The following is a 12,292-nucleotide window of genomic DNA, read 5'->3' on the forward strand; positions in this document are numbered from 1 at the left end:
ATATCCAAATTGGCTATGTTCGCGTATGAATAATCCCTGCCGCTGAAGCTATCCGTTTATGCCGGCATAAGGAGGAATAGCGTTATAGTCAATTTCCATTAACTTCAAGATGCTCTCCGCTGCTTCCTGACCGTTAGAAGCGCCAAATGCGTATAGGGCTTTTTGCATCAATTCCAGGCCGGCATATCCGAAACTGGCTACAATTACTTCCCACATGGTTTTGTATAAATGGGCGCAATGATAAACCCACGGCATTTTCGCCTTGCTGCCTAGCTTTTCCATTCTCGCCGCCAATTCTGCTTCATTTTGTTCGGTCGCGTTGGCGCCTCTAAGGCGCATATCGCACACCTCGTCTCCCTGGCCGCGGTTTGACAGAATATCAAACTGCAGGGCCGGATTGTATCCCTGGGCAAGCGCTATATCAACATATTTGCAATACAAATGCCCATATTTTTCCATAAAGTTATTTTCTTGCCATACATCATGCCACGGACATTTCTTGATCCAGAACTGAACGTCAGGATTTTTGGCGGGAATGGAAAAATCCATCTCGCCCGGTTTGGCCGACCACTCGCCGTAGGCCACGTAATTGAGAGCAGAAGGTTCCAAGCCATCGGCTAAAGTCCGTTGCGCCATTCGTTTGCCACGTTGCCTGCCGTATATGTTAACCCCTTTGGCAATCGCTTCAACGCCCTGTTCCCCGTAAGCATCAATAACCTCTTTGGCAATTACGCCAAACAAATAAGCGTGACTACGTGCCGTTAGCTCCTTTTCCTCACTCATATTCCTTCTCCTTAGTGATTTTTCGGACCTGTCCTTACGCAGCAAAGTCTTTAAATTCCCTCGCCGGCGTCGTTATAGCCGAGGTACGCTTTCTGGACTTTCGGATCGTTGAGCAGGTCTTTCGCCGCACCCTGGATGATCATCTTTCCGGTACTCAGTACATAACCCCGATCAGCAATGCTTAACGCCATTGTAGAATTTTGCTCCACAAGCAGGACGGAAATTCCGCTATCGTTAATCTCTTTGATCAAAGAAAATACGTTGCATACTAACTGCGGCGCCAGTCCCAGGGAGGGCTCATCCAGAAGAAGCATTTTGGGGTTGGCCATCAATGCCCTGGAAATAGCAAGCATCTGTTGTTCGCCGCCGCTCAGGGTGCCGCCTTTTTGCCTGCGGCGCTCTTTTAAAATCGGAAAGCGTTCAAATTGTTCTTCCAGGGTTATCGCTACCGCCCGGCGGTTCCGCTGGAGAAAAGAACCCATTTTCAGATTTTCTTCCACGGTAAGCTCCGGAAATATCCACCGCCCCTCGGGAACCAATGCAATTCCGCAGGCTAAAACAGAGGATGGCGTATAGGCGGAAATATCTTGGTCATGAAAAAAAATACCGCCTGCTCTTTTTTTCATCAAACCCACAATGCTTTTCAGCGTAGTGGATTTACCGGCTCCGTTGGAGCCGATGAGAGTAACCAGTTCGCCTTGGCCTACCTCCAGATTGATGCCGTGAATAGCCTCGACATTGCCATACCAGGCCCGCAGGTTTTGTACGCTTAGCATGTTACGCCCCCTTTCCCAGGTATTCGGCAATAACCCGCGGATTAACCTGCACTTCCTGCGGTGTCCCTTCCGCAATCTTTTGCCCGTGAGCCAGCACGGTAATTTGATCCGATACCGACATGAGAAGACTCATGTCGTGTTCCACCAAAATCACGGTGATTCCCATAGTGCGGATTGCCTGAATCCGTTCCATCAGTGTTTTTACCTCCGACTCGTTAAGACCGGCTGCCGGTTCATCCAGAAGCAGTAAACGGGGTTTCATCGCCAGGGCCCGGGCAATCTCCAGCCGCCGCTGATCACCATAAGAGAGGTTCTTGGCCTCTTCCTGCGCCACAGCCTGAAGCCCGAGCTTACAGAGTAAATCCAGGCTTTGTTCTTCGACAAATCGTTCTTCCCGGCGGACTTTTTCCGTATTCAGGATGGAAGTAAGCCAATTGGCGGAAGTCCGCCGGTGAAAACCCAGTTTTACATTATCCAGCACCGTCATGGAGGTAAAAAGGCGGATGTTTTGAAAGGTCCTCACAATACCCAGGCCTACTCTTTCGTCATTGCGCAGGTGTATAACCTCCTGTCCGTCAAAAACAAAGCTGCCGGAGGACGCCTTATAATTCCCGGACAATACATTGAACAAGGTTGTCTTGCCCGCTCCGTTCGGTCCGATTAAGCCGTGAATTTCTCCGGCTTCCACCGTCATATCAATATCCTTCAGCGCGACAAGGCCGCCGAAGGTTTTCGTAATTTTCCGTATCTCGATCAAGGACATGCCTATCCTTCCTCCTTAACGGCAAGCGCCTGTCTGCCGGCCATTTTTCTCCGGCGCATAAACCGCGGATACCAGCCGACAACTCCTGACGGCAGAACCAGCACGGTAATGACAATAGTAAAACCGTAAATCAATTCCCGGTATTCCTGCAGGAAACGAAAGGCTTCCGGAATAACCACCAAGAGGAAGGCTCCGACAACTGAACCGGTAAAGTTCCCGATACCGCCGAGGGCAATCATGGCCAGTATGGCGAACGATTCATTCAGGCCAAAATTATCAGGACTTACATACGTCAGATAGTGCGCAAAAAAGCTGCCGGCCAGACCGGCGAAAAAGGTCGACAGCGTAAAGGCTCCCACCTTATAGCCGGTCAGATCGATCCCTGCCGACCGAGCCGCGATTTCATCATCACGAATGGCAAGCAGCGCCCGTCCTGTCCGGCTGGAGATCAGCCGTTGAAAAACGATATAGGTGGCGGCAGCCAGTACCAGAATGAGCAGATAGTAATCCCGGGGCTGGCTGATGACAACGCCAAAAATCTCGGGACTGGGAATGCCCGGCAGACCGGCCGGACCGCCGGTCAGCCAGTCCAGATTAATAGCCAGCAGACGGACAATTTCATTGAAACCCATAGTCCCAATCGCTAAAAAAATACCTTTCAACCGCAGCGCCGGATAGGCGACCAGCCTGCCAATCAATGCGGTAATTATCCCGCTCAGGACAAACGCGGCAACAAAAGGCAGCTCCAGCCTCAGCGTCAGCAATGCCGACGTATAGGCGCCGATGCCATAAAAAGCGGCATGACCCAGAGAAAAAAGTCCGGTACTGCCCAGCAATAAATTCAGACTGATGGCCAATATGGCATAGATGCCCGCCATGGTCAGTACATGGAAAATATATTGATCGTCAACAATCAGCGGTATAGCTGCCAATACAATGACAGCCGCCCATAAAATCGAGGTGACTCTTTGCGGTCTCATTATACTTTTTCCTCCTCCACACGCCCCAGCAACCCGGAAGGACGAATCAATAGTACCGCAATCAGTATGGCAAACGCAATGACATCACGATAGCCAGCCGAAATATACGCCACTGTCAGGCTTTCAATAAGACCCAGCAGCAACGAGCCCAGCATCGCCCCGCTCACACTGCCGATACCGCCCAGCGTGGCTGCGGCCAGCGCCTTAAGAGAAATAATGACTCCCATCCGCGGATAAAAAGCACCGTAGTACGCACCGACCACCAACCCCGCAATGCCGGCCAGAGCAGAAGCCAGGGCAAAGGACAGGGCCACCACATGGTTGGTATTCACGCCCATCAAACCGGCTCCGTCAAAATGCATGGAAGTGGCACGCAGTGCCAGCCCCCAGCGGGTTTTATGAATAAATAACTGCAGCGCCAGCATCAGCAGCAGCGTCAAACCGATCACAATAATTTCAATCCCGGAAATTATAATTCCTCCCAGATGAAAGGTATAGATACCAATATCATAGGGAAATGCTTTGGTGTCCGCTCCCGCCAGCAGCAGTACTCCGGCCTGCAAAATAATAGAAATTCCAATGGTGATTAAGGCCGGCGACAACGCCGACCCCTCCCGGAACGGACGAAAAGCAATCCGTTCCGTCAGCAACCCTAATACCAAAGATACCGCCATGGCAGCCAGCAGCCCTTCCAGAGGCCCAAGCTGGAAAGCGGCAATAGCCGTTAACCCGGCAAAAGCGCCAACCATGAAAACTTCACCATGAGCAAAAGTGATCATCTTCAGTATGCCGCAAATCAGGGCGAAGCCCACTGCCAGCAGCGCATACATGCTGCCCAGCGTCAGGCCGTTAATCACTTGTTGCAATAGCATACTCCGGTCCTCCTTTTGTCTCTCGTTTATAAATGATAAGGAACAAATTTTCCCTCTTTCACGGTAATAGGAAATAATTCCGGCTGGCTTAACTGCCGTGTTGGGCTGTAGGTAATAGAATCTTGCGATGCAGCCGGAAAGTTTTGGGTTTTTGCCAGTTCATCACGAACCGATTTTCGGGTAATTTCACCCTGTTCAGCACTTTTTGCCGCGGCATTGGCAATCAGCCGCAAGGCATCATAAGCCTGGACGGCAAAGGTATCCGGTTCGCTTGCCCCGTATTTTTCCTGATATTTTGCGGTGAAATGCTGTAAAGTTTCTCCGGGATTGCCTATATTAAACACGGATAAGGTCACCAATCCCTCCACGGCATCGCCGCCAAGCGAAAGCAGGGCCGGTGAGTGAACGGAGGAGGAAGCAATAAAGGTGGCTTTGACCCCCAAATCCTTAGCCTGTTTCATAATCAACGCCGTATCGGTATAATAGGAACCCAGTATAATCACATCAGGATTCAGTTCTTTCACTTTTGTCAGCTGGGCTTTAAAATCTTTATCGGTGCTTAAGTAGGCCTCGCTTGCCACCACTTCAGCCTGTTTTGCCTGGACAGCCTGTACGGCATTGTCCTTCACGGCTTTACCAAAGTCGGTATTGAGATAAAGCACGGCAACTTTTTTCGCTTTCAGCTTGTCCGTGGCCAGATTTGCCATAGCAATGGCCTGATCAGCCTGTGTCGGGCAAAGCTGAAATACATAATCACCATGTTTTGTCAGTTCCGGGTGTGACGGATTAAAAGCGAACTGAACCAAGCCGGCTTTTTGGTAAATCGGCGAGGCCGACCAGGTGGCGTTTGTGGAAAAATCGCCCAGTTCGGCTATAATTCGTTCATCTTTTACAAACTTTTGGGCAATGCTGGCCGCCTGCTTCGGATCGGCCTGGCTGTCTTCATAAATCAGCTTAATCAGCCGTCCGTTTACTCCGCCCTTGGCATTAATTTCTTCGGCGGCAATTTCGAGGCCCTTCTTCCACATGGCTCCATATTCGGCGCCATCACCGCTGAAGGGGCCGGCAACGCCTACATAAAGCGCATTGTCTCCTTCTGTTTTCGCTCCCTGGGAACCGCCGCAGCCACCCAATAATACGGCGATTATTACTGTCATTACCATCAGCAGACCATAACGAATCCGTTTCACATTCATCATCCTTTACCGTTTTTTTCAGTTTGTAGCTTGTTAGAAATTACCCTGTCTTTTAAATTCTGGCCTCTACGACTTCCGGCAGTCCCAGCCGTTTCGGCGGCGCCGGATTCTGATCGGGATAGCCGACATCCACATGGGTCACCGCTTTGCTATACTCCAGAAGCTCAAAAACGTTTATTCAGCCTTTTATCCTATCCTCCGTATTAAAGGTGAGCCAGACACCGCCCAGACCTTGCGCGGAACTCCGCCTCAGCCATCATTAGATAGGCCTGGCGTATAATCTTGGTTATAACACATCCCCCCTCATTTTGTTATTTGTTGCGCCAGCTTTCTGCAAAAATACAAAAAGCCGCGCAGAATAATCTGCCCAGCCTTCAGTTTTTCTGATCAGCATCGGAGAAATAATTTTATTATGTTTTTTAGCAGTCCTTCTATAGACCTGAGACTCTTTACTTTTACTTACCGTCTAAACCAAAGGCCCATAGATACTATAACGTTACTCTGAAGACGTTTTGTGCAATGCTTTCTCATATTTCATCAAAAATTCTTTCAAAAAATCCATTTCACTCTGCGAGGCATTTTCCAGAAGCGTGCTAACAACCGCATTATAGGAATCATGATTGCGTTTATGACCCAGGTACGCCTTTTCCCCCTTTGAAGTAAGGCGCAGAATCACCTTCCGGTTATTACCGGGATCAGGTTCCTTGCTGACAACACCTTTTTTTTCCAGACGCATAATCATCTGGGACACCGCCCCCCTCGTTATACCCAGCCCGCGGGCAATCGCCGAGAGATGAAGCGCCTGGTTTTCTTTAATAAACTGAACCATATGAATTTCGGAATGATATAAGAGCGTATCGGTATCAAAATAATTCACTTTAGCGTCTTTTTCATAAAATCCGGCTATGATATTTAAAAGCAACTGGCTAATTATCAGCTTGTCATCTATCATATTCAATATTGTATAGCTACTATACAATATTGTCAATCCCTGTCGAAAAATAAAACAATGCCAATTGCTGGCTGCCATTGTTATCGGTTATAAGCTTCTAATTTCCCTGGACTCCGCTGCTATTTTTATTTCCGCCCTGTCCGGCCGTTATCGTTCCGTGGCGGCATTTTTCGCCTTTACTCATCCAACGGCCAGAGACAAGCGCCGCAGCTTCGGTAACTCGTACAAATTCTAATGCCAGTTTACGATCTTAATTAACCCGCTCGTTTAATTGTCTTTGCCCAATTCTTTTTTAGCGAACAGCCACTTTAACAGGGGTGGCGTTACCAGTGTGGTCAGGATAACTACGACAACAATTGCGGTAAAGTATTCTGCTTGCAGCAAGCGGGACTCTAAGCCAATCGCTGCTAAAATAAGCGCAACTTCCCCTCGTGATACCATGCCTGCCCCAATTCTCAGAGAGGATAAATTTCCAAAACCTGTTAGCCTTGCCCCTAGTCCCGAACCGAACAATTTGCTTAAAATGGCAACTATCGTAAGACCGGCAATAATCCATAGTTGATCCCCTGTCCCGGCAAACGAAACAGAAAGCCCAATACTAACAAAAAACACCGGTACAAAAAAGGCATACGCGATCGGCTGGATTTTGCGCTCCACCTCATGGTTGTACTTAGTTTGTGAAATCGCTACCCCCGCGGCAAATGCGCCAATGATTCCAGCCACGCCAAGCGCTTCGGCCAGATAGGCAAAAAAGAAACAAATGATTAGCGCTGCACTGGCAATCGTTTCCGATACCCGCAGAGGGGCTAACATTTTCAATACCCGCGGTACAACTTTCCAGCCCAACAAAGCGATTGCGGCAAAAAACAAGAATTTTTTGCCGATAATTAAGCTGAGGCTTACTTGCTCCGCCGTGAGCAGGCTCATCATAACCGTCAGCACAATAACGACCAAAATGTCATCCAGCACAGCCGCGCCTAATATGGTTGTGCTTTCACGGCTTTTTAACTGCCCAAGTTCCTTGAGGGTCTGTGCGGAAATACTCACTGATGTAGCCGAAAATAACAGGCCTAAAAATAACGCATGACTTTGTTCCATACCAATTGAGATACCGGCCAGGCAGCAAAATACTAATGGCGCAGCAATTCCGCCTACAGCGACGGCAATGGACGAATTGCGATTTTGATTAAGCGCTTTAATATCTGTTTCCAGACCGGCAATAAACATCAAGAGTAAAACGCCGATCTCGCTGATCTGCGTAATCATTTCCGAGGGCCCGATCCACCCCAATACCGCTGGGCCGATCACAATTCCGCTGACAAGCTTACCTAATACTGCCGGTTGTCCCAGTTTGACACTTAGTTCCCCGGCTAATTTGGTTGCCAGTAAAATAATCAATATTTGTAAAAACAGCACCCTGGCCTCACACCTTCCGCTATTATATCCATATAGGTGACTGTAGCCATTTACTTCAGCCTTCTTGCCGCCATATGGAGCATTCCATTATTTTTAAAAATCATCTCCTATTTTATCACCATCCTTTACTATCAATTCCTGCTATTACAGCAAAAAGCAGCCCTTTTTTGCATAAAAAAAGGAAACTACTTTCAACAAGTCTGGGTCCTCCCCCCTGAGTAACCCAGACGACTTGAAAACAGTTTCCTGTCCAACCGGTTTAATGCTTATTTAACTAAATATATTGTATTTAAAAATGAGCAAAATGTCAAATTAAAGGCGCAAGTCAGGATGAAATTCAGACCCGCACATATGATTGCAGCCTTGTCGGCTGCGCCTTTAGGCATCCGGCTTTTCATGGCAAAATTGTACGGCCTCTCACCTTCTCCGACAGGCAGGCATTGTGCCGTATCGTCGCCGAATACCTTTGCGATATTCAAAATAGCAGATTCTATTTCCTGTTTGCCGCTCATAGGCGTTCATCCATTTCTCAACTCGAAATGGTTAATATTGATATGTCCTTTTTCGCCTTCACCCGGTGGCAAAGACAGGATACCCCATGATTGAGGTATCCGACTCTGTGTAGAGTAGAGAATTTAGCGCCTATAACCTGCGGTGGCATCTCTAAATTTCCTGTTTTCCAGCCTGCTTATTGCGAATTACCAGCAAAGCTTTTGTGATTAGCATCAATGCGGGAAGTTCTATAAGCGGTTCAATAATCATAATCAGATGGATCAGCGGCTCATTAGGAAATGCCATAAGCGCTACACCTAGTGTCATAGGCGAATTTTTTGCTACGATAGTCAGTGTTAAACTGGCGGTATCTTCATAGGAATATCCAAAGCCGTTTCCCACCAATTGCGCCAAAACAAAATTGATCATGTAAAACAGAACAATGGGAATAAGTAACACAGCAACAACATTTAAATTTGACAGCAGACTGCTTCCCTTTGCAGCAAACATTGCCGTAATCGCCATTGCAAGCAGTATTGTTTGTGATGCGCTAAATTTGGCGAAAATTTTATCCCGGCTATCGTTATTTTGCATCTTGCTTAACAAAAATTTTCCTAATTGCGCCAATGTAAAAGGTAAAAGCAACATAACAGTAATGCTAATAAGGACTTCTTGCATATTGGCAGTTCCGGATGCGCTGCCAAAAATCAAAAGATAAAGCGGCAACAATATTACCTGTAAAATGAGATTAACGGGTAATACACTCGCCGATAGCGGAACATTCCCCTTAACTGCACCTGTGAATATGAGATACCAGTCAGTGCAAGGAGTGACCATTAGCATGATAAATCCAATCTGCAAGATTGCAGAGCTGGAAAGGAACAGTTTCCCCAATAGCCACACCAATATGGGCGTCCAAACAAAGTTTATTAAAACCGTTGTAATAGAAAACTTTATATTGGCAAATGCTTTTCGGTAATCATTTAACGGTATATTTAAAAAAGCTCCAAACAACATTACAAACAGAAATGGGGTTACAAAATTTTCAGCATATTGTTCTATAATTTGAATTTGACCGAGCAATATGCCAATAGGTATGGCAAGAAAAATAATGAATGATTGATATTTCTCAAGTTTACTCATTTAAATTCCCCCAAAGTATGGATACTTCAATAGTTCAGTATGAAGTATATACGCAATTTTTCCTATGACTGGCGGTATATCCAAACATCCGCCAATTAGCTTCGGCCAGCTATATGCTTAATAGAATAACATACAAATGCTAACAGTGTTTTCACAATACTGACTTTAGATTGACTTTATTGGATAAAGCGAACATTATAAGATGAAGTTCTGATAAAATATATAGTGAGCAGCTGATACAGGTTATGGAATTATGGTGATTTATGAATAAAACAGTAATGAGTAAAGAACAATGGAATGCAATAAAAAACGGTGATAAATCATATGATGGGGTTTTCTATTATGCACTAACAAGCACAAAGACTGTATGCAGACCTTCTTGTACTGCAAGAACGCCAAACCCCAAAAATGTTGAGATATTCAATACCGTAGAGGATGCAGAAAAATGTGGTTATCGCCCATGCCTAAGATGCAGGCCAAACCAAATGGAATGGCAAGGCGCCAAACAGGAATTGGCAATGAATATAAAAAACTACATTGATAGCCACTATTCGGAAAAGTTTTCTTCTAAGTCTTTAGGGCAAATATTTTATGTTAATCCATTTTACTTGCATAGAACGTTTAGAGACATAATAGGAATGACCATAATAGAATACCAGCATCAAGCGCGTATGAAACAGGCCATGATTTTACTTTCCGGAACAAACGCATCAATTTCATACATTGGATACGAAGTTGGGTACAATACTCTATCTCATTTTTCCAGAACCTTCAAAAGGGTAGTTGGAGTTTCCCCCTCAGAATATCGCGCCGAACATCATAATTAGCATCATTTCCGCGGGTTATTTATTTCGGCGGTGACAGAATGAGACAATACTTTTTCTTGTTAGTAATTCTGGATACCTGAAAAAACGCAAAAATTTGAGCCGGTCAAGATGATTTTCAACCATCAACCGGCTCGCGTTTTTATTCATTCAAATTCATACCAGGCTTAGTTCCAAATTGGTAAAGGTTCCTACCAAGGCATATCAACGCTAAACAAAAATTTTCCCAAATGATCAGGAAACGAGCATAATAATTTGCATTTGTCATCATCCCCCCCATTACTCGCCCAGCTACTCTGAAACGTTTTGGGGCGGCTTTTGTTCTTTAATAATCAATCCTAATAACCATTTACAACAAGCAGCCAAAGCAACATATATCGGGAATGAGTAAATGGATTTCCATGAATAAAGTTCATAAATATTTAGCCCTATGTGAATTGGCTCTACAACAAAGGTGAAAATTGCAGCTACTAAGGTGCACACTCCCAAAAATGCCTTCCACTTGGGGAAGTACTGATAAATCAACATAAATATGACAGGTAAAGCTGTTAAATCAGCATGAAATAACCGCTCTAATAGAGGGAATAATTTATGTGGGTATCCCCAAAGGGTCAGTTCGACCCCGAGCCCATCCAGGAGAACTGCCACAATGCCAATTAGCAGCCCATAACAAAATATTTCTACCAGCTTCTGTTTATTGACCAGCTTCCACCAGATGAACCAGGGAACAATTAAAACCACAACTTGTATCCACCATTGAATCCGGAATACTTCTTCGTTTAGCCAATGTTCAATTTTTATTTGCGTTAAGATTTCTTGCGCTTGTTTTGTGGCCTCTATAGAAGTGTATTCAATCGTGAATATAAGATTAACCCCCTTCATTATCAAGACATTTTAGGTATCTCTCAACCTTAGTATTCCTTTTTCCTCTCTGTTCATGAACAGCAAATGTATGCATGCTTGCAGAACAAATTCATTATTTGAATATTTGTGCACTCCGCCTGCATTATTTCAAAATATTCCACTAATCATAACTTTCTATTTAGACTAAGATAGTAAAGCATTGGTAAATCTTCGGGCCGCTCTTTTTGCGGCCAATGCCTGCACTCTTTCAACAAGACCTTGTTTCTATTATTCATAATTCGGGGCTGCCGAATTGCATTTTGGATACATTATTAGATCAAGCATCCCGAATAGAGAGCTCTTGGCGTGATGCAGCTAGAACAATCGGCGTTAGACGCCCAATTCCTGGCTAGCGGCATCATTTGTAAAAATGCTACATAGAATAACATTGGGAGGGACGATAAATGAACAAAAAAGTGATAGTTAACCTGGCTACCCACCGAGCCTATTACTATGAAGATAACCAACTAATTAAAAAATACCCTGTGGGCAGTGGCAAAGCGGAAACACCTACCCCGCCCGGCAGCTACAAAGTTATTGAGAAGTTGATTTTTGACAAACCAGGTGAATTTGACCTTGGGTCCCGGAGATTGGTTTTGTCTTCCGACAAAACCTGTCTGCACGGTTCATGGGACGGCCCTGTAGAAGGGTATGTTTCCGGCGGCTGCGTCAGAATGTATAATAAAGATATTGAAGAGCTGTTTGAAAAAATGGAGATTGGCACACCTGTAGTTATGATTAGCCAGTAAGCTGTGGGGTTAACATTCTCGTTGAGTATTTTAGGCCATCCCCCTGCGCCGGTCATGCCATCGACACCTGTTACGGTAAATCGACCTTCGTCCAGACTGGCTATACTATAGCGGCTCCGTTTGCTCATGCCAGTATCTAATTGGTCTGGGCCGTCGCTCTGCTGCCGTTATATACGCTCAGGACAATGAGCGGTGCAGGTGAATGCCCTGTCAGTATTTTAAAAATCCCATCTTGTGTGTGATCTCGTCCATCTTGACGTCCTCCTTTTGCGCTGAACTGGTAAGATATCCCATACGTTCCGTTCAATCGTCTCCATACAATTCTTTATTCAAAGAAAACCATCATTTACATAAATTACCACATGATGGTTTTGCTCCTTCCTCAGAGCCACCCATAATCAGCATCCAATTCCTCTTGTTGTGTAAAATACGATGGATCTCAA

Annotated in this window: 12 protein-coding genes; 2 read left to right on the forward strand and 10 right to left on the reverse strand. The window is 45.6% G+C overall.

Annotated elements, in window-relative coordinates:
• Positions 1-48 precede the first annotated feature (48 nt).
• The 9 genes from BLR06_RS05115 to BLR06_RS05160 form a co-directional block, all read right to left on the reverse strand.
• On the reverse strand, positions 49-783 hold the full coding sequence (locus tag BLR06_RS05115) for an L-2-amino-thiazoline-4-carboxylic acid hydrolase (RefSeq protein WP_092069151.1): 735 nt from the start codon (positions 781-783) through the stop codon (positions 49-51).
• 50 nt (positions 784-833) lie between these two features.
• Entirely contained in the window at positions 834-1,559 is a 726-nt protein-coding gene (locus BLR06_RS05120; RefSeq protein WP_092069154.1) for an ABC transporter ATP-binding protein, read from the reverse strand.
• Position 1,560: 1 nt separating this feature from the next.
• Positions 1,561-2,322, reverse strand: a complete 762-nt coding sequence (locus tag BLR06_RS05125; RefSeq protein ID WP_173812616.1) for an ABC transporter ATP-binding protein — start codon at positions 2,320-2,322, stop codon at positions 1,561-1,563.
• Positions 2,323-2,324: 2 nt separating this feature from the next.
• Complete coding sequence (locus BLR06_RS05130; protein ID WP_092069160.1) at positions 2,325-3,302, reverse strand: branched-chain amino acid ABC transporter permease; 978 nt, start codon at positions 3,300-3,302, stop codon at positions 2,325-2,327.
• Positions 3,302-4,174 (reverse strand): branched-chain amino acid ABC transporter permease, encoded by an 873-nt coding sequence (locus BLR06_RS05135; protein ID WP_092069163.1) that lies wholly within the window; start codon positions 4,172-4,174, stop codon positions 3,302-3,304. The genes BLR06_RS05130 and BLR06_RS05135 overlap by 1 nt, the downstream gene beginning before the upstream one ends.
• Positions 4,175-4,200: 26 nt before the next feature.
• Positions 4,201-5,364 (reverse strand): ABC transporter substrate-binding protein, encoded by a 1,164-nt coding sequence (locus BLR06_RS05140; protein WP_173812619.1) that lies wholly within the window; start codon positions 5,362-5,364, stop codon positions 4,201-4,203.
• A 502-nt stretch (positions 5,365-5,866) separates the two neighbouring features.
• Entirely contained in the window at positions 5,867-6,247 is a 381-nt protein-coding gene (locus tag BLR06_RS05145; protein ID WP_217636837.1) for a MarR family winged helix-turn-helix transcriptional regulator, read from the reverse strand.
• Positions 6,248-6,589: 342 nt separating this feature from the next.
• On the reverse strand, positions 6,590-7,738 hold the full coding sequence (locus BLR06_RS05150) for a cation:proton antiporter (protein WP_092069169.1): 1,149 nt from the start codon (positions 7,736-7,738) through the stop codon (positions 6,590-6,592).
• A 663-nt stretch (positions 7,739-8,401) separates the two neighbouring features.
• The gene (locus tag BLR06_RS05160; RefSeq protein WP_092069175.1) at positions 8,402-9,373 is read right to left on the reverse strand and encodes an arsenic resistance protein; all 972 of its coding nucleotides are present in this window, start codon (positions 9,371-9,373) and stop codon (positions 8,402-8,404) included.
• Positions 9,374-9,636: 263 nt separating this feature from the next.
• Between BLR06_RS05160 and BLR06_RS05165 the strand changes: the two genes are divergently transcribed.
• Positions 9,637-10,200, forward strand: a complete 564-nt coding sequence (locus BLR06_RS05165) for a bifunctional transcriptional activator/DNA repair enzyme AdaA (RefSeq protein WP_092069185.1) — start codon at positions 9,637-9,639, stop codon at positions 10,198-10,200.
• Positions 10,201-10,488: 288 nt separating this feature from the next.
• Here the strand turns inward: BLR06_RS05165 and BLR06_RS05170 are convergent, their stop codons facing one another.
• Positions 10,489-11,079 carry a CBO0543 family protein gene (locus tag BLR06_RS05170; protein WP_092069187.1) on the reverse strand — a complete coding sequence of 197 codons (591 nt, stop codon included), beginning with the start codon at positions 11,077-11,079 and terminating at the stop codon, positions 10,489-10,491.
• Positions 11,080-11,504: 425 nt separating this feature from the next.
• Here BLR06_RS05170 and BLR06_RS05175 point away from each other — a divergent pair, with 425 nt between their 5' ends.
• Positions 11,505-11,849, forward strand: coding sequence for a L,D-transpeptidase (locus tag BLR06_RS05175; RefSeq protein WP_092069189.1), 345 nt, complete (start codon positions 11,505-11,507; stop codon positions 11,847-11,849).
• Positions 11,850-12,292: the final 443 nt, after the last annotated feature.

The sequence above is a fragment of the Dendrosporobacter quercicolus genome, from assembly GCF_900104455.1.
GTDB classification, from domain to species: domain Bacteria; phylum Bacillota; class Negativicutes; order DSM-1736; family Dendrosporobacteraceae; genus Dendrosporobacter; species Dendrosporobacter quercicolus.